Source organism: Methylobacterium sp. Leaf106, assembly GCF_001422895.1.
GTDB classification, from domain to species: domain Bacteria; phylum Pseudomonadota; class Alphaproteobacteria; order Rhizobiales; family Beijerinckiaceae; genus Methylobacterium; species Methylobacterium bullatum.
Map to the genome: position 1 here is coordinate 167,631 of NZ_LMNB01000001.1, position 17,587 is coordinate 185,217.

Genomic DNA, 17,587 nt, shown 5'->3' on the forward strand with positions numbered 1-17,587 from the left:
ATCCCTAGAACGGGATATCGTCGTCGAGGTCGTAATTGGGCTTCGACGAAGCCGCCGCCGGCCGACGCTCACCGCCCGAGGAACGGCCGCCGCCGTATTCGCCGCCGCGATCGCCGCCCCGGTCTCCCCCGCGATCCCCGCCACGGCCGCCGCCGTAATCGCCGCCACGGCTGATCTGGCCGCCGCCCTCGTCGTCGGCGCCCATTTCTCCGCCGCCGCCGCTGCGACCGTCGAGGAGCGTGAGTTCACCACGGAAGCGCTGGAGAACCACCTCGGTGGTGTATTTCTCGACGCCGGACTGGTCCGCCCATTTCCGGGTCTGGAGCTGGCCCTCGATATAGACCTTCGAGCCCTTGCGCAGGTACTGCTCGGCCACGCGGGCGAGGTTCTCGTTATAGATCACCACCGAGTGCCACTCGGTCTTCTCCTTGCGCTCGCCCGAGGCCTTGTCCTTCCAGGATTCGGACGTGGCGATGCGCAGGTTGACCACGGGATCGCCGGAGGCGAGGCGCCGGGTCTCGGGGTCGCGCCCGAGATTGCCCACCAAAATCACCTTGTTGACGCTGCCGGCCATGCCTCTCTCCTCTCGATCGATCTCACTGACGGAAAGGGCCTCACACGCCCTCCATCCCGCTCGCCCTTCATGAACTTCGGACAGGCGACCCGCAATCGGGAGGGCGAATTTGTCCCCACCGATCACAGGCCAATGTTCTATCTTTGTTCGTTTGGGCGCGCAAGGATCGCGCGCTTGGCCGTCACGCGATCCGCGCCAGCATCTTGCCGAAATTCCGGCCCTTCAGCAGCCCGATGAAGGCCTCCGGCGCCGCCTCCAGTCCGTCGACGATGTCTTCCCGGTGCTGGATGCGTCCATCCCGCAGCCAGGTTCCGACCTCGCTCAGGAACTCCTCTTCCTGGTCGGCGAAATCCCACACGATGAAACCGCGCAGGGTCAGGCGCTTGGTCAGGATGGCTCGCATGATGACGGGGCTGCGGTCCGGCCCCGAAGGCAATTCGGTGAGGTTGTAGCCCGAGACGAGGCCGCAGACCGGGATGCGGGCGAAGTCGTTGAGGAGCGGCAGTACGGCGTCGAAGACCGCGCCGCCGACATTCTCGAAATACACGTCGATTCCGTCGGGGCAGGCGGCAGCCAGCGCGCCGGGCAGGTCGTCGGTGCGGTGATCGACCGCCGCGTCGAAGCCGAGCACGTCGGTGAGGTAGGCGCATTTCTCAGAACCGCCCGCGATGCCGACGGCGCGCGCGCCCTTCAGCTTGGCGATCTGGCCGACGAGGGAGCCTACCGGCCCGGCAGCGGCGGCGACCACCACGGTCTCCCCCGCCTTCGGCTGGCCGATGGTGAGAAGGCCGGTATAGGCGGTCATGCCCGGCATTCCGAGGACGCCGAGCGCCGTGCTGACCGGCGCCGCCTCGGGATCGAGCTTGCGCAGGCCACGGCCATCGGAGACGGCAAAGTCCTGCCAGCCCCCGAAAGCGGTCACCACGTCGCCCTCTTGAAAATCCGGATGCCGCGAGGCTGCGACCTCCGACACGGTGGCTCCGACCATGGGTGCGCCGATGGCGACGGGCTCGGCATAGGATTTCGCCGCGCTCATCCGCCCGCGCATGTAGGGATCGAGGGAGAGGATGCGATTGCGCAGCAGCACTTCCCCCTCCCCCGGCGTCGGGGTGCGGTTCTCCTCGAGCCGGAAATGCGCGGCCGTCGGCTCTCCGTGCGGGCGGGAGGCGAGGACGATGCTGCGGTTCATAGCGACCATGATCTGACGCTCCGGTTGGGTTGAAGGATCTTCTGGACGGGCGTTCCAGTCTCAGGGGACATCTCGACAAGGCCGATCGGGCGCCGGTGTTCCAGCAACGAGGCCGAGGCACCGCCTGCGCCGAGCGGCGTTGATGCGCAAGGATTTCTCCCCCGCTCCGTCCCGATAGGACCGTCTCGATGACCCGCATGCTCCCCCTCGCCGCCATCGCCGCGATGTCCGGCTTCGCAGCGCCGGCTTCGGCCGACGACCCCCTCGCCGCCCATCGCTGGAAGTCGCGGGTGCTCGTCATCGTGGCCCCGGAAGGCGGAGATCCGCGCATCGAGGCACAAAGGCGCGAGGCGCGGGCGAGACGGGCGGATTACGCCGAGCGCGACCTCCTTCTGGTGGAAGCGATCGGGACCGGTGCCGAGGCGGACCGCATCCGTCGTCGGTTCGGAATCGACGCGGGGGATTTCCGCGTCGTGCTGGTGGGCAAGGACGGCGAGGCGAAGCTCACCGAGGCCGTACCGATCCCGTCGACCCGCCTGTTCTCGACGATCGATGCCATGCCGATGCGGAGGGATGAGAAGGGCCGGCGGTGAACGCGGCCAGACGTAACGAAAAAGGGGCCGCCGAGGCGACCCCTTTCCAGATTGATCTTCCCGAGCGGAACCGCTCAGTAGCAGCGCTCGACCAGGATCCGGCGGGGTCCGTAGGGAGTCCAGCGGGTGCGCGGGACGGTGTAGCATTCACCACCGTATCCGCCGTAGGCGGCAGGAGCATAGCCGTAGCCATAGGCCGGGTATCCGCCATAGCCACCGTAGCCGCCATAGAGTCCGCCGGCGGCGAGGCCGAGGCCGACACCGAGGCCGAGACCGCCGAGGCCGTAACCGTAGCCGCGGCCGTAACCGCCGCGCCAGCCGTAGCCGCGATGTCCACCCCAGCCACCGCGATAGCCGAAGCCTGCGCTCCGGAAGCCGCCGCGATAGCCGCCGAAGCCGCCGTGACCGAAGCCCCCACGGCCAAAGCCGCCATGGGCGAAACCACCGCGCCCGAAGCCGCCATGGCCAAATCCGCCACCGTGGCCGAAGCCACCGTGTCCACCCCAGCCGCCGCGGGCTTCCGCCGTCGCCGGGATCATCGCCAGAGCGCCGACCATCGCGGTCGCTGCCAGAACAATGCGTTTCATCGTCTTGTCTCCAAAGACAGGTTCTTGTCCCCAGTGGTTATAGAACACCCAGGATCCATGAACGGTTCATGGCACATTTTGTCCCGCACGCGTTGGGCCGATCACAGGTCGGTGAGAGCGGCGGTCGGCACGCCTTGAAAACGCCTCCCGTTTCGGGCGAGGACACCGCGCGCCACCTCGTCCGCACGGGAGGGCGGAAGATGGCTCCGCCTCGGGATTCAACGATGATGTCACTGCGACGCGCATTTGCCGGAGCCATGCTGTTCGCGTTCGCTGCGGGTCTCGCTCCCCAGCCCGCGCGGGCCGCGCCCGCCGTCGCGTCGCCGTGCAAGGCGGTACAGTCCGAGGGCGAGACCTTCACGGTCTGCATGGTGGATCTGCGCCGCGAGCGGGTGCGGGTGTTCTGGCTCGGCGCCAACGGTCTGCCCTATTCGTCGCTCTCGACGCTGGGGGAAAAGATCGGCCCCAAGCTCAGCTTCGCCATGAATGGCGGCATGTACGACAAGAGCCAGGCGCCGGTGGGCCTCTATGTGGAGGAGGGCCGCGAGATGAAGGGCGTCTCCACCGCCAACGGGCCGGGCAACTTCCACCTCAAGCCCAATGGCATCTTCTACGTGAAAGGCGAGCGCGCCGGCGTCGCCGACACGGCCCGCTACCTGCGCCAGAAGATCAAGCCGGATTTCGCCACCCAATCGGGGCCGATGCTGGTGATCGACGGCAAGATCCACCCGAAGATCTCCACCGACGGGCCGAGCCAGAAGATCCGCAACGGCGTCGGCGTCCGCGACGACGGCCGCACCGCCATCTTCGCCATTTCCGAGCGCCCCGTGACCTTCGGTTCCTTCGCGCGGCTGTTCAAGGACACGCTCGGCTGCGCCAACGCCCTGTTCCTCGACGGCAGCGTCTCCAGCCTCTACGCGCCGGGTATCAACCGGTCGGACATCAGCCGGCCGTTGGGGCCGCTGGTGGGGGCGGTGGCGAAGTAGGGCGGGCGGATCAGGCCAGCCGTGCCCGCTTGCCGAAGGCGACCCTGAGCCGCGCCTTGGCGAGTTCGGCGATCTCCGTCATCGATTCGATCCGCACCATCGGCATCTCCGCCCCGATGAGGCTCGTCGGCTCGAAGCTGAAGAGCAGGTGGCGCACGCCGATCTCCAGGGCCGTCACCCCGTCGGACTGGGTGAGATCCTCGCCGAAGATCTCGATGAGCGGCCCGTCCGGGTCGCCCTTCTCGATCTGGATGATGAAATAGCCGGCGGGTTCCTCCTCGTCATCCGCGCCGGAGATCAGGCTGATGCCGTTCTCCTCGTCGTAGCGGACGCGCTGCACCGTGATCGTCGTGATGTCGTCGTCCATTGTCTTTGCCTGAAATCGGGTCAGCGTTGCCCGAACTGGGTATCGCGGAACAGGGTCTTGAACTGGCGCGGCTGGCAGCGCCAGTACTGCTTGGGCGCACTCACCTGGGCGCCGAGCTCGGCCGCCGCATGCCACGGCCAGCGCGGATCGTACAGCATGGCGCGGGCGAGCGAGACCGCGTCGGCCTTGCCCTCGGCCAGGATCGATTCCGCATGGGCCGCCTCGGTGATGAGACCGACCGCGATGGTGGTGAGCCCGGTCTCGGCCTTCACCCGCTCGGCGAAGGGAACCTGATAGCCGGGCGAGAGCGGGATCTCCTGGCGGGTGGACAGGCCCCCGGTGGAGACATGGATCGCCGCCGATCCGCGCCGCTTGAGCGCATGGGCCAGTTCCACGGTCTCATCGAGCGTCCAGCCGCCCTCGACCCAGTCGGTGGCCGAGACCCGCATCCAGACCGGCTTGCCCGCCGGCACGACTTCGCGCACCGCCTCGAAACATTCCAGCGGAAAGCGCATCCGGTTCGCGAGGCTGCCGCCGTAATCGTCCGTGCGCTGGTTGGAGAGCGGCGAGAGGAACTGGTGCAGCAGGTAGCCATGGGCGCCGTGGAGTTCGAACCCGTCGATCCCGATGCGCAGGGCGCGCCTCGCCGTCTCCACGAACCCGTCGCGGATGCGCTTCAACCCCTCCGAATCGAGGGCGTGGGGCGGCACCTCACCCTCGCCATGGGCGATGGCCGACGGCGCCTCGGTGCGCCAGCCGTCCGGCATCTCCGGCTCGATCTGCGAGCCGCCATCCCAGGGGGCGCGGCTCGAGGCCTTGCGGCCGGCATGGTTGATCTGGATCGCGATGGGGATCGGCGCACGGAGCCGCACCGCATCGAGCACCCGGCCCAGCGCCAGTTCGGTCTCGTCCGAGTAGAGGCCGAGATCGGTGGGCGAGATCCGCGCCTCCGGCGAGATCGCGGTGGCCTCCAGTGTCAGCAGGCCCGCGCCCGACATGGCGAGCTGCCCCAGATGCATCAGGTGCCAGTCGCCCGCCTGTCCCGCATGGGCCGAATACTGGCACATGGGGGCGACGATGATGCGGTTGGGCAGCGTCAGGCCATCGAGGGACAGGGGCTCGAACAGGCGTGCGGTCATGTGCGGGCTCCGGTCTTCGGCTGACAGCCTAGATGGAGCACCTGAGTCGCCCGCGCCAGGGATGGACGGCTCCGTATCCGCGTTTCCATGGCGCTACGCATCTCTTTATAGCTGGCCCCCGGATCGGGTTCCGCTGGAGCTGCACCGGTCGAGGGAGGGAACGCTCACCCCCCGATCCCCCTCCCCTTCAAGCTCTCGCCGATCTCGTCCAGCACGGCGGCGTCGTCGATGGTGGGCGGGGTGGTCCAGGCTTCGCCGTCGGCGATCTTCTTCATGGTGCCGCGCAGGATCTTGCCCGAGCGGGTTTTGGGCAGCCGTGCCACGGTGAGCGCGAGCTTGAACGCCGCCACGGGGCCGATGCGCTCGCGGATGGAGGCGACGAGTTCGCGCTCGATCTCGGCGGTGTCGCGGGAGACGCCGGATTTCAGCACCACGAAGCCGCAGGGCTGTTCGCCCTTCAGCGCGTCGCGGATGCCGATGACGGCGCATTCGGCGACATCGGGATGGGCGGCCAGAACCGCCTCCATGCCCCCGGTGGAGAGCCGGTGCCCGGCGACGTTGATGATGTCGTCGGTGCGCCCCAGCACCGTGACGTAGCCGTCCGCGTCGACGATCCCGGCATCCGAGGTGTCGTACCAGCCGGGATAGGTGGTGAGGTAGCTCTGGCGGAAACGCTCGTCCGAACCCCACAGGGTCGGCAGGCAGCCGGGCGGCAGCGGGAGCCGCAGGGCGATGGTGCCCATCGTGTCGGGCGGCAGCGGCTTGCCGGCCTCGTCGAGCACCGCGAGGTCGTAGCCCGGCATCGGCACGCAGGCACTGCCATGCTTCACCGGCAGCATGCCGATGCCCACCGGATTGCCGGCGATGGCCCAGCCGGTCTCTGTCTGCCACCAATGGTCGATCACCGGCCGGTCCAGCGCCCGCTCGGCCCAGGCCACGGAATCCGGGTCGGCCCGCTCGCCGGCGAGGAAGAGGGAGCGGAAGCCGGAGAGGTCGTAGGAGGCGACGAGTTCGGCGCGCGGGTCGTCCTTCTTGATCGCGCGCAGGGCCGTGGGCGCCGTGAACAGGCAGGCGACGCCGTATTCCGCGGCCACCCGCCAGAGCGCCCCGGCATCGGGTGTCCCCACCGGCTTGCCTTCGTAGAGGACGGTGGTGCAGCCGTGCAGCAGCGGCGCGTAGACGATGTAGGAATGGCCCACCACCCAGCCGATGTCGGAGGCGCAGAAATACACCTCGCCGGGCTTCACGTCGTAGAGGTTGGGCATCGACCACGACAGCGCGACGCAGTAGCCGCCGGTATCGCGCACCACGCCCTTCGGCTTGCCCGTCGTGCCCGAGGTATAGAGGATGTAGAGCGGGTCGGTGGCCGCGACGGGGACGCAATCGGCGCTGATCCCGGCGGCCTTCGCCCGGGCCACGGTCTCGGCCCAGTCGCGGTCCCGCCCCTCCACCAGGCCCGCCTCGGCCTGCGGGCGCTGGAGGATGAGGCAGGCGTCCGGCTTGTGCGGCGAGGCCGCGATGGCCGCGTCGAGGAGCGGCTTGTACGGCACGATCCGGCTCGGCTCGATGCCGCAGGAGGCGGCCAGCACCACCTTCGGGGCGGCGTCCGTGATGCGTATGGCGAGTTCGTTGGCGGCGAACCCGCCGAACACCACGGAATGGACCGCGCCGAGGCGCGCGCAGGCCAGCATCCCGAACAGGGCTTCGGGAATCATCGGCATGTAGATGACGACCCGGTCGCCCTTCTCCACGCCGAGCAGCGAGAGGATGCCGGCGAGCATCGCCACTTCGTCGCGCAAGGCCGCGTAGCTGATCGTCCGCTTCGTGCCCGTGACGGGCGAATCGTACAGGATCGCCGCCTGCTCGCCCCGCCCCATCGCCACGTGGCGGTCTACGGCATTGTGGCAGGCGTTCAGCGTCGCGTCGGGGAACCAGCGTCCATACGCGCCGGCCTCCGGGTCGAAGGCGCGGGAGGGAGCGGTCTCCCAGTCGAGGGCGGCGGCGGCCTTCAGCCAGAACCCTTCGGGATCGGCGAGGGACGCCGCATGGATCGGGCGGTAGGCGTCCGTCCCTTCGGTCGAATCGGGAGGTGTCGCAGCAGCCTGCATGGCGGTTCGTCCCCGGGCGGCCGGTCTGAGGATGCCGGCATCTGCGGGGGAATGTAGCCCAACCTGCCCATGACGATACAAGGGACGAAGATACAAGGGGTGACGGCACAAACGAAAACCGCCGCGCTGGGCAACGCGGCGGCGAAGGTCAATCAAGAAAGGGGAATGATGTGGAACAGGCTAATGCACCGAGTCCGTTTCGGCACGCAGCCGATTGATCTCGTCCTTCAGGTGAAGTTTGCGTCGCTTCAATTCCGCGATCCGTAGATCGTTCTCGGAAGGGCTTTGAATCGCGGAGTGGATTTCCCGCTCGAGGGCTTCGTGCTTGAGGGCGAGCTGGCTCAGATGCGTCTGCAGCGACATGAGTCGTTTCTCCTGTCTCGTTCCGACTCAGGCAGATTGGCACAGTATGAGCCGGCTGTCGAAACCGAAATCGGCCCTGGGGGCAACATTGGTTAATCACGATCGCCGGAGCCCCCCCGGTGGAAGAAGCGTCTTCCAGAGCCAATTGCGGGCATCGTCTTGCCGCAAGAGCGCCTGTGCCGCATGGTTTCGGGACGGTGCGTGTCGAGGCTGCAGGTGCGATGGCGGGCGAGTTCGAGGATAACGGGACGGCGGAATTCGTCGAGGAACTGGCGCGGCTCCGCCAGGAGCACCGCGACCTCGACGGGGCCATCGACGCATTGGAACTGAGCGTCGCCGGCGACCAGCTGCAGATCCAGCGCCTCAAGCGGCGCAAGCTCGGCCTGCGGGACCGGATTTCCTATCTGGAAGACCAGATCACGCCCGACATCATCGCCTAGCTTCGGTTTGCCTTGGTCACAGGATTGGCCCGGGCACCGTCTTGCGGGCGGTCGCCCGCCCGCGTATGCGGCACGGTCCGGGTGCAGGATCGCGTCCCGGGATCGCGCCGCCACGAAGACATGGCCTGAACCCGGCCAAGCAGACCAGGCGACCGCGATCGTCTCGGGAAGGAAGTGACGACGATGGCGGGAGCGCCCCCGGTCGCGATCATCATGGGAAGCCAGTCGGACTGGGCGACCATGCAGCACGCCGCCGACACCCTCGACGCCCTCGGCGTGCCGCACGAGGCGTTCATCGTCTCCGCCCATCGCACGCCGGATCGCCTCGTCGCCTTCGCCAAGGGTGCGAAGCAGGCGGGCTACAAGGTCGTGATCGCCGGCGCTGGCGGGGCCGCGCATCTGCCCGGCATGACCGCATCCATGACCCCGCTGCCGGTCTTCGGCGTTCCGGTGGAATCGAAAGCCCTGTCCGGCCAGGACAGCCTGCTCTCCATCGTGCAGATGCCGGCCGGCATTCCCGTGGGCACCCTCGCCATCGGCCGGGCCGGAGCCGTCAACGCGGCCCTCCTCGCCACCGCCGTCCTGGCGCTGACCGACACCGCCCTCGCCGAGCGCCTCGATGCGTGGCGGGCCGCGCAGACCGCATCCGTGGCCGAGAGGCCGGAGACACAGATTCCGTGACCGACATGTCCCTCGCGCCCGGTTCCACCCTCGGCATCGTCGGCGGCGGCCAGCTCGGCCGTATGATCGCGCTGGCCGCGGCCAATTACGGCCTCAAGGTCCATGTCTACGCTCCCGATGCGGCGAGCCCGGCCTTCGATGTCGCGGCCGAGACGACCTGCGCCGCCTATGACGATGCCGAGGCGCTCGCCCGCTTCGCGGCGAGCGTCGATGCCGTGACCTACGAGTTCGAGAACATCCCGCGCGAGACCGCCGACCTGCTGGCGCGCCACGCGCCCCTTCGTCCTAGCGCCGACGCATTGTCCACCACGCAGGACAGGCTCTCCGAAAAGAGCTTCATCAACGGCCTCGGCATCGCCACCGCGCCGTTCCGGCAGGTGGACACGCCGGACGACCTCGCTCGTGCGCTGGAGGCGATCGGCCTGCCGGCCGTGCTGAAGACCCGCCGCTTCGGCTATGACGGCAAGGGCCAGCGCATCATCCGCACCGCCGAAGAGGGCGACCGGAACGCGATCTTCGCCGAGTTCGGTGGCGCGCCGCTGATCCTCGAAGGGTTCGTGCCGTTCGAGCGCGAGGTTTCGGTGGTGGCGGCGCGGTCCCCCGACGGGAGCTTCGCGGCCTTCGACCTGTGCGAGAACGAGCACCGCGATCATATCCTGGCCCTCACCCGCGTGCCCGCCCCGAACCTGTCGGAGGAGACCGCCCGGATTGCGGTGGAGATCGCCCGCCGGATCGCCGAGGCGCTGGATTATGTCGGGATCCTCGCCGTCGAGATGTTCCTGGTGCGCGACGGGGCCGGCGAGCACCTGATCGTCAACGAGATCGCGCCGCGGGTGCACAATTCCGGTCACTGGACCATCGAGGGCGCGGTGACGTCGCAATTCGCCCAACATGTGCGCGCCGTCTGCGGCTGGCCCCTTGGCGATGCTTCGCGCGTCGCCGGCGCTTCCGTGGAGATGCGGAACCTGATCGGCGACGATATCGACGCCTGGCCGTCTCTCCTCGCCGAACCCGGCGCGCATCTCCACCTCTACGGCAAGGGCGACGCCCGGCCGGGCCGCAAGATGGGCCATGTCACGCGGGTGATCCCGGCTTCGTGAGGACGGCTCAACCCTGCCGGAGGGCGCGGACGTCCTTCGCCGACATGCCGAACCGCCGCTTGAAAGCCTTGCTGAAGCCGGGTGCATCGGTGAAGCCGCAGGCATGCATCAGGACGTTGATGGGCGTGCGGTCGTTGGAGGCCGATGTCAGCCAGCGATGGATGCGGTCCAGCCGGGCATCGCGGATCTCGGCGGCGATCCCTTCGCCGTCGGCGAAGGCACGATAGAGTTTCGAGCGGGAGACGTTGAGCGCCGCGGCCATCGCTCGAGGCCCATACGACGCGTCATGCGAATGCCGTTCGATGTGCACGCGCGCGAGAGACCGGAGTACCTCGGACGAAGCCCGATCCCCATCGTCCCGAGCTCCGACGAGCGCGCGCACGATGTGAAGCGCGCCCTCGACCGCGAGCCCGGCTTCGGCCTCCGACATCCCCGTGGCAGATCGCGCGACGTCGTGCATGTAGGTCGTCAGCAACTCGGTGGAGGGACTCGCGCGGATGCGACGGCCGGTCAGGGCGTCGGCGTTCCCGACCCGTGCCTCGAAATTCACGCGAGGGACGCTGAAACGGAGCTCCCGATACGGCGACAGACCTCCCACGGCAAAGGGGCGGTCGAGCCTGATGAAGCCGATATCCCCCACACCGACCACATGACCGCAACTGCCCTGTTCCAAGTAGCCATGCCCCGACAGGAAGAAGCTGACGACGACCTCGTCGCGGCCGGCCCGCCGGATATGGCGTAGATCGCCCTCGACGCTCACCGGGCTGCTCTCCGTGAGAAGCAACGTCGTGTGCGCTGAAAGGGCGGCCAACCGGTTGGCGGAAAATGCTTCGTGGGGGTTCGGCCGGTCCACGATGCCGAGATTCTTCAACGCGGTGTTTCGCCAGAATTCGAAGGCTCGAACAGGCTCGACGTGCTTCGTCGTTTCGACAACCGTGAGCACCTTCGCGGGGGGAAACACGCACTACTCCTGGTCTCGTTCGAGGGGAACTCATGGCCAGCGCCCGACGCACGCGTGGAGGGGCGCATCACGTCGTGCCGACGTCACGATCGTAATCGTCAGCCGACCCAACAACATTCGATGGCGTTTTTGGTTCACTGATGAAGTCTTGTGGTAGACTGCGTAAGTATGGAGCGGCCTGTCGCGCCGCTGCATCCGGAGCCATGATTTTGGGACGGAGAGACAATTTCTGAACGTTGACCCAATCCGCTCGATGCGGGTATTTCCATTGGTGCAGCCCGCACGTTGCGCTATCTATGATGATTGAAATTAATAAGTATTTCTTCCAATGTTTCCTAAATGCTGTGATCATATCAAGTGGTATGTTTCTTATAATAGAACGGTATTTTTCTTTCTATAACAAGACTTATTGCTATATAACGTTATGAAATTGCGGGATGTACTAACAACGTGACTATTTTTATCGAGAATGGTAACTCTGGTTGTAATGTATAACAGTCTTCTATTATTGATCTGCTATCGAAGTCACCAAGCGAGTCTTGCGCCGTATAGTTCGTTTCACCTCTCGCGAGATGGTGGGGAATGCTGCAAGACATCGGTCGTTCAGTCGCCGAGTTGCCTTCCGCGATCGTCATTGTTGAGATGTCGATCCACGTGACATGGACAAATACTGATCGAGCATCGTCGTCGCGCCATCAGTGAGACTGGCGACGAAACAAAGTTCAACTTGAAATAGCAGCATGAACAGGAGAAGTTCCATGGCTTGGATCAAGCTCACGAAGGGATCTGGTCAAGAAATTTACGTCAATACGTCTCTTCTGATTGATGTAACTGCGTCCGGTTCCGGCTCACGGATCAGATATGCCGGACATTCCGGGGCCGCAGGTACTGTGAAACCGATATCCAGCAACGTCAATCAACCGCCTGAAGAAGTCATGGATCTGATCGGTCAGATCGAGACATTGAGACAATCAGGCCATTACTAGGACACTCTCGACCTTGGGCCACCTTATTCGTCTGTCGAAGGTGATTCGTATGCCGGTCACGTCAGGGACACTAGTACATACATACTAGTGTCGATGTCGGAGACGCTTGGCGTTATCTTTGGTGAATCTTTAGATTATTAAGTGAATACAATTTATTTCACGGACATTTAACGGAACATCTCGTATTGTCGCGTTGTGGCCGCTGAAGGCTGGGTTTCAGGGCTCATATCAGATGAGTTCGCCAGTAAAATATGTTATTCGAGGGACCTCGCCGTGGAACGGACAATCGTCGCATTCGCCAAACCAATAGCTCTGGGACTCATTTGTTTCGTATCGATACTCTACATATCGAAGAATGTTGGAGCAGCCTTCGTCATCAGCCTCGTCCCGTTGCTGTTGGGCTGGCTCGGGATCATGGAAACGTTTGCCTACGCGGTTGCGGCGATGGTGTTCTTGGCGGCGGTGGCATGGGCCGCGACGCCGGTATCGGTCAAAAGTATTCTGGCCGAACATTCGGAGCGTGCGCTCACCGATATCCAGCAGGAAATAAAGACGCGATAGGGCGAGCCGGTTGTATCGGGCCGGCGTGCTGATCCGGGGCGGGCAAGGGCAAGGGCCGCAAGGATTCGCTGGCCTTGCCCGGCCCCGTTCCGTTGACTCGTCGTCCATCGCCAATCCGCTCAATGGATGCATTGCGCCGGGCGGAGCCCGCTGGGTTCCCTCACCCTTGGGTGTTCGAGCCAGAGGCGTCGCCTCGTCGGCCGGGCTCGCGAATCTTCGATCCGGACGCCGGGCGTCTGTCCGAGACGGCCGGTCGAGCCATGGCGGGATAACCTCCAGGGTCATCGTGTAGGGCGTCGAAACTGCGTCTTGTCGGACACAGTCTGTCCTCGCCGTGACCTGCCGGACGGCCTTCGCGACCCCGCGCGGAAGCGAGCCTTACCTTCGCCACATCGCGCCGCTTCAGCGGGTGAGCCGGCGGGTTTTAAGCGCGTGTTCACCGCGATGCGAGACTGTGCCGGCACTCGTCGTCCTGTCCGGCATCCGAGGCGCTTCGAGGCGCCATGGTGGATGGGATGATCGATTGCAGCGGACGGGAGCGTGCCTCGGGGGGCATGGCGATCCCGAGGGGAGAGGGGCAATGACGTTTGTAGTGCCGCGTGCGAAGGCGGGTCTGGTCGGGGCCGTAGCGATCGCGGCGGCTTTGGCCGGGTGTGAGACCTATGGCGGTGGCGGGGCTTCGGCGACGCGCCAGTTCGCCGTGGTCGAGAGCGACGCCACGGGTGCCACCAGCGTCAACATCGCCTCGCTCACCGAGGTGATCCAGCGTAATCCCAACGATGCCGGCGCCTACGTCACCCGCGGCGCGGCCTATGCCCGCTCGGGCCAGTTCAACGACGCCATCGGCGATTTCACGAAGGCCGTCCAGATCGATCCGAATTCGGCCTCCGCCTACTACAACCGGGCGCTGGCCTACCGCCAGACCGGCCGCAACGATGGGGCACTCGCCGACTTCTCGAAGGCCATCTCGGCCGATTCCAACTACGGTCCCGCCTATATCGGTCGCGCCAACGTGCTGCGTGCCCAGGGCGATCTCGACGGTGCGATGTCGGATCTCAACCAGGCGATCCGCCTGACGCCGGAATCGGCCGAGGCCTACCATGCGCGCGGCCTCGTGCGTCAGCGCCAGGGCCAGAACACCCAGGCCATCGGCGATTTCGATGCCGCCATCGACCGCAATCCCTTCGTGGCGGCGCCCTACGCCGCGCGGGGCCAGAGCCTCATCGCCACGAACCAGTTCGACAAGGCGATCGAGGATTACAACGCGGCCCTCAACGTCAACAACAAGGACGCCAGCTCCTGGGCCTATCGCGGCCTCGCCTACGAGAAGACGAACCGCAAGAAGGAGGCGATGGAGAGCTATCAGCGCGCCGCCCAGCTCGAACCGGGCAACCCCGTGGCCAAGCAGGGGCTGGGACGCGTCTCGGGCGGTGTCGGATCGCTGTTCAACTGATCCGTCGCTAAGGTTACGCCGCGGCTTCACGAAGGGCGTCGCCGCATCGGCGACGCTCGCGCCGTCGTCCAGACGGATCCGGGCCGTCGGGCCTCGTCCGACCTCGCGACGATCGAGCGCCGCGTCGGAGCCGCCAGCGACGGACGAAACGCCCCGCCGATCAGCCGACGAGCCGGTTCGTCCGCTTCGTCGTCAGTTGCCTCAGAATGCGCCCGAGCTGTTCGGCCGAGTATGGCTTGTGCAGGAGTTCGAAGCCCTCCGCGCCATCCTGCGCCAGGACGTGGCTGTACCCGGACGCGAGAAGCACCGGCAGGCTCGGCAGACGCTCGCGCAATCGCTGGGCCAGGGCGATGCCGCCGATGCCCGGCATCACCACGTCCGAGAACACCGCATCGTATCCGTTGCCGTCCGTCCCGAGCTGCTCCAGAGCTTCCTCGGCGTTGACGGCCCAGGTGGTCCGGTAACCGAGATCTTCCAGGATCTGCGTGGCGAAGCGGCCGACCTCGATATTGTCCTCGACCACCAGGATGCGCTGGCCCATCCCCATCGGCGAGCCCGGCTCCGGTTGAAGCATCTCCCGGTCCGCGCCGTTCTGCTCGATCACGATCGCGGGCAGGTAGAGCGTGAACGTCGTACCGTGCCCGAGCCTGGTCGACACGTCGACATCGCCGCCGGACTGCTTGGCGAAACCGAACACCTGGCTGAGGCCGAGGCCGGTTCCCTTGCCCACCTCCTTGGTGGTGAAGAACGGCTCGAAGATGCGGCCCAATTGCTCAGGCGCGATTCCGGTGCCCGTATCGGTCAGCGAGATCGCCGCGAAGGCTCCGGGAGCGACCGCATGCCCACGGATCGGCGGCAGCTTCTCCTGCTGCACCAAAGTCAGGGTCAGGGTCCCCTCCCCGTTCATCGCATCGCGGGCATTCACCGCCATGTTGACGAGGGCGGTCTCGAACTGGCTCAGATCCGCCTTGACGAAGCAGGGCTCGTCCGGCGTCTCGACCGTCAGGCGGATGCGGGCCCCCGTCACGGTGTCGATCATCTCGGAGACGGCGCGCAGGCGCTCGCCGACCTCGAAGACCTCGGGCTTGAGGGCCTGGCGGCGGGCGAAGGCGAGGAGCTGCCCGGTCAGCTTCGCGGCGCGGTCGACCGTATCGGACACCGCGTCGAGGTAGCGCCGCTTGCGCTCTTCGGGCAGCTCCGGCCGGCGCAGGAAATCGACGGAGGAGCGGATGATGGTCAGGAGGTTGTTGAAATCGTGCGCCACGCCGCCGGTCAGCTGCCCGACGGCCTCCATCTTCTGCGACTGGCGCAGCGCCTCCTGCGTGCTGGCGAGCTCGGCCTCGGCGCGCAGCCGCTCCGAGATGTCCTTGGCGTAGTGGAACGCCCCGACGATGCGTCCTCCCTCGTCGCGCAACGGCGAGTAGGACACCTCCCAATAGGGCTTCGCCAGGTCGGGGTCGCCGAACTCCTCGGTGACGGTGAACGTCTCGCCTCGGAGGGCGCGCTCCATCAGGCCGCGCATGACCGGGGCCTGGTCCGCCGGGAAGAGGTCGGGGAACACCTCGCCGACCTGCACGCGGTGGGCGAAGATGCGGAAGAACTCGTCGCTATGGGCTTGGTTGAACGCGATGAGCCGGTACGCGGTGTCGAAGGCGCAGATGGGCGCGGCGCTGGATTGGAGGATGTCGCGCGAGAGACGAAGCTCCGCCGTCCGCTCCGCGACCTGCCGCTCCAGGTCGTCGTTCAGGGCCTGCAGCGCCTCCGCCCCGGCTTGTCGCGCAGTCTCGGCCCGGTAGCGCTCGGTGATGTCGCGGGAGATGCCGACGAGCTTGAGGGCACCGCCCTCGTCGGGCTGGAACGGCGCGAAGCTCACCTCCCACCAGCGGAGGTCGTCGCCGACGGTCTGGGCCTGCCCCTCGATGCGTGAGACTTCTCCGGCGGCCGCCCGCCGGACGGCATCGCGCAGCTTCGTGCGCTCGCCTTCCGGCCAGAGCCCGGCATATTCCTGCCCGACCACGTCCTGGAGCGATCCGATCCGGTTCAGTTCCAGGCCCCGCGCACTCATGAATTCCAGCGTGCCGTCGGCGGAGAGCACCTTCACGCAATCCGGGCTCGCCCTGAGGATGCCTCTGACGAAGGCGTCGCTGCGCTGGAGCGCCTCCCGGTCGGCGAGGCGCCTGTGCGCGTCGAGATGGAAGCCGATGAGGTCGGCGAACATCCTGAACATGCCGATGATCTCCGGCGTGTTCAGCCGGGCCGGACGAGGGTCGATGGCGCAGAGGGTGCCGAAGAAGCTGCCGTCCGGCAGGTTGATCGGCATCGAGATGTAGCTCTGGAAGCCGTACATCTCCGGGGTCGGATGCGCCTGGAACGCCGGGTCCTCGGACACGTGATCGATGACCACGCCCGTCCCGGACGAGCGGATCGCGTCGCAGATCGTGGTGGCGACCGGCAGCTCGCCGCCGGGCACCAGACCGAAGGCGATGTCGTCCTTGACGCTGCAGGCGACCCAGCGGTCGTCCGTCACCCTGGCGACGGCGGCAAAGCCCATGCCCGTCGTCCGACAGACCACGTTCAGGATGGTCTGAACCGCGGCGATGCCCTCGACCGCAATGATATCCGCCTGGAAGTCGTTCTGGGCGGACGGAACGGCGATTGAGGTGGTCATCATCGGTCCGCCGCTTTAACGGAGCGATGGCCGCGGGAGCGAGGCACCTTGTGGTCACGCTCGATCAAAAGGCGGAGACCGGCGCGGACGACTTCGCTGGCATTCGCATAATGCCCACTCGCGACCTGACCCTTGATGTAGCTCTCCAGCTCATGGGTCAGGGCGATGTTGCGGGTCGGCGTATTCGACATGGCCGGACGGTGTCATAGGCCCCCGGAGCTGTCAAAAGTTGGCAGCCCTGAGTTCCGCCGGGCATCCGCGTGAACCGTCGGCAACGCCCCCGATCCGAAAGCGGCCGGCCTGACATCCGCGCGATTCTGAGAACCGGGGCGGGGCTCGCATGTGGGATGCCGGCCACCCCATCATCCGCTCAGCCCGGACCCAGGATCCGGCGGTACTGGATGAAGCCCGACCGGTCGGCGAGCCTGTCGTAGAGGGCGCGGGCTTGGGTATTGTCTTCCATGGTCAGCCAGTGGACGCGGTCGGCGCCGGCGTGCCGGGCCTGCGCGGTCACGGCCTCGATGAGCGCGCGGGCGATCCCCCTGCCCCGTGCCTCAGGCGCCGTGAACAGGTCCTGCAGGTAGCAGTAGGGGCCGCGTGTCCAGGCCGAGGCGTGGAAGAGGTAGTGGACGAGGCCGACGGTCTCGCCGTCCGTTTCCGCCACCAGGGCGTGGAGCGGCACCAGCGGATCGTGCAGACGAGACCATGTCAGGTCGCGCATCTCCGGTCCGATCGCGGCCCGGTAGAAGTCGAGATAGCCCGACCACAAGCCCTCCCAGGCCTCGCGCTCGTCGGGCCGTACCGGGCGGATCGTCGAATCCGACACGGCGC

At 66.5% G+C, this 17,587-nt stretch carries 19 protein-coding genes; 8 read left to right on the top strand and 11 right to left on the bottom strand.

Features of this window, described 5'->3' with window-relative positions:
• Positions 1-4 precede the first annotated feature (4 nt).
• Positions 5-574 carry a single-stranded DNA-binding protein gene (gene ssb / locus ASF34_RS00730; RefSeq protein ID WP_056157616.1) on the bottom strand — a complete coding sequence of 190 codons (570 nt, stop codon included), beginning with the start codon at positions 572-574 and terminating at the stop codon, positions 5-7.
• Positions 575-755: 181 nt separating this feature from the next.
• A complete protein-coding gene (locus ASF34_RS00735) occupies positions 756-1,772 on the bottom strand; it encodes an NADP-dependent oxidoreductase (protein ID WP_056157622.1) in 1,017 nt (338 codons plus the stop codon).
• 179 nt (positions 1,773-1,951) lie between these two features.
• Here ASF34_RS00735 and ASF34_RS00740 point away from each other — a divergent pair, with 179 nt between their 5' ends.
• Positions 1,952-2,356 carry a DUF4174 domain-containing protein gene (locus ASF34_RS00740; RefSeq protein WP_056157624.1) on the top strand — a complete coding sequence of 135 codons (405 nt, stop codon included), beginning with the start codon at positions 1,952-1,954 and terminating at the stop codon, positions 2,354-2,356.
• A gap of 74 nt (positions 2,357-2,430) precedes the next feature.
• Here the strand turns inward: ASF34_RS00740 and ASF34_RS00745 are convergent, their stop codons facing one another.
• A complete protein-coding gene (locus tag ASF34_RS00745; RefSeq protein ID WP_056157627.1) occupies positions 2,431-2,943 on the bottom strand; it encodes a hypothetical protein in 513 nt (170 codons plus the stop codon).
• A 224-nt stretch (positions 2,944-3,167) separates the two neighbouring features.
• On the opposite strand from ASF34_RS00745, the gene ASF34_RS00750 reads away from it, so the two are divergent.
• Positions 3,168-3,929 carry a phosphodiester glycosidase family protein gene (locus ASF34_RS00750; RefSeq protein ID WP_156465562.1) on the top strand — a complete coding sequence of 254 codons (762 nt, stop codon included), beginning with the start codon at positions 3,168-3,170 and terminating at the stop codon, positions 3,927-3,929.
• Between the two features lie 10 nt (positions 3,930-3,939).
• Here ASF34_RS00750 and ASF34_RS00755 read toward each other — a convergent pair whose 3' ends face one another.
• From ASF34_RS00755 to ASF34_RS00770, 4 genes are all read right to left on the bottom strand, one after another.
• Positions 3,940-4,296, bottom strand: coding sequence for a hypothetical protein (locus ASF34_RS00755; RefSeq protein WP_018043001.1), 357 nt, complete (start codon positions 4,294-4,296; stop codon positions 3,940-3,942).
• A 20-nt stretch (positions 4,297-4,316) separates the two neighbouring features.
• Complete coding sequence (locus tag ASF34_RS00760; RefSeq protein WP_056157630.1) at positions 4,317-5,435, bottom strand: NADH:flavin oxidoreductase/NADH oxidase; 1,119 nt, start codon at positions 5,433-5,435, stop codon at positions 4,317-4,319.
• Between the two features lie 164 nt (positions 5,436-5,599).
• Positions 5,600-7,543, bottom strand: coding sequence for a propionyl-CoA synthetase (locus ASF34_RS00765; RefSeq protein ID WP_056157632.1), 1,944 nt, complete (start codon positions 7,541-7,543; stop codon positions 5,600-5,602).
• A gap of 180 nt (positions 7,544-7,723) precedes the next feature.
• Entirely contained in the window at positions 7,724-7,906 is a 183-nt protein-coding gene (locus tag ASF34_RS00770; protein WP_018042998.1) for a YdcH family protein, read from the bottom strand.
• A gap of 221 nt (positions 7,907-8,127) precedes the next feature.
• Between ASF34_RS00770 and ASF34_RS00775 the strand changes: the two genes are divergently transcribed.
• The 3 genes from ASF34_RS00775 (at position 8,128) to ASF34_RS00785 (ending at position 10,127) form a co-directional block, all read left to right on the top strand.
• Positions 8,128-8,346 (top strand): YdcH family protein, encoded by a 219-nt coding sequence (locus ASF34_RS00775; RefSeq protein ID WP_018042997.1) that lies wholly within the window; start codon positions 8,128-8,130, stop codon positions 8,344-8,346.
• A gap of 183 nt (positions 8,347-8,529) precedes the next feature.
• On the top strand, positions 8,530-9,027 hold the full coding sequence (gene purE, locus ASF34_RS00780; protein ID WP_018042996.1) for a 5-(carboxyamino)imidazole ribonucleotide mutase: 498 nt from the start codon (positions 8,530-8,532) through the stop codon (positions 9,025-9,027).
• Entirely contained in the window at positions 9,024-10,127 is a 1,104-nt protein-coding gene (locus ASF34_RS00785) for a 5-(carboxyamino)imidazole ribonucleotide synthase (protein WP_443136513.1), read from the top strand. Before purE ends, ASF34_RS00785 begins: the two co-directional genes overlap by 4 nt.
• A gap of 7 nt (positions 10,128-10,134) precedes the next feature.
• On the opposite strand, the gene ASF34_RS00790 is transcribed toward ASF34_RS00785, so the two are convergent.
• Positions 10,135-10,887 (bottom strand): helix-turn-helix domain-containing protein, encoded by a 753-nt coding sequence (locus ASF34_RS00790; RefSeq protein ID WP_210166708.1) that lies wholly within the window; start codon positions 10,885-10,887, stop codon positions 10,135-10,137.
• Between the two features lie 959 nt (positions 10,888-11,846).
• On the opposite strand from ASF34_RS00790, the gene ASF34_RS22540 reads away from it, so the two are divergent.
• The 3 genes from ASF34_RS22540 to ASF34_RS00800 all read left to right on the top strand — a co-directional run bounded on the left by ASF34_RS22540 (position 11,847) and on the right by ASF34_RS00800 (position 14,088).
• On the top strand, positions 11,847-12,074 hold the full coding sequence (locus ASF34_RS22540; RefSeq protein ID WP_156465563.1) for a hypothetical protein: 228 nt from the start codon (positions 11,847-11,849) through the stop codon (positions 12,072-12,074).
• Between the two features lie 273 nt (positions 12,075-12,347).
• Positions 12,348-12,635 carry a hypothetical protein gene (locus ASF34_RS00795; RefSeq protein ID WP_056144612.1) on the top strand — a complete coding sequence of 96 codons (288 nt, stop codon included), beginning with the start codon at positions 12,348-12,350 and terminating at the stop codon, positions 12,633-12,635.
• 580 nt (positions 12,636-13,215) lie between these two features.
• A complete protein-coding gene (locus tag ASF34_RS00800; protein WP_043764308.1) occupies positions 13,216-14,088 on the top strand; it encodes a tetratricopeptide repeat protein in 873 nt (290 codons plus the stop codon).
• A gap of 160 nt (positions 14,089-14,248) precedes the next feature.
• Here the strand turns inward: ASF34_RS00800 and ASF34_RS00805 are convergent, their stop codons facing one another.
• The 3 genes from ASF34_RS00805 to ASF34_RS00815 form a co-directional block, all read right to left on the bottom strand.
• A complete protein-coding gene (locus ASF34_RS00805) occupies positions 14,249-16,756 on the bottom strand; it encodes a PAS domain-containing protein (protein ID WP_056157638.1) in 2,508 nt (835 codons plus the stop codon).
• Positions 16,756-16,947 (bottom strand): type II toxin-antitoxin system ParD family antitoxin, encoded by a 192-nt coding sequence (locus ASF34_RS00810; protein ID WP_056157641.1) that lies wholly within the window; start codon positions 16,945-16,947, stop codon positions 16,756-16,758. Before ASF34_RS00810 ends, ASF34_RS00805 begins: the two co-directional genes overlap by 1 nt.
• Positions 16,948-17,126: 179 nt before the next feature.
• On the bottom strand, positions 17,127-17,582 hold the full coding sequence (locus ASF34_RS00815; protein WP_056157644.1) for a GNAT family N-acetyltransferase: 456 nt from the start codon (positions 17,580-17,582) through the stop codon (positions 17,127-17,129).
• Between the last annotated feature and the right edge of the window lie 5 nt (positions 17,583-17,587).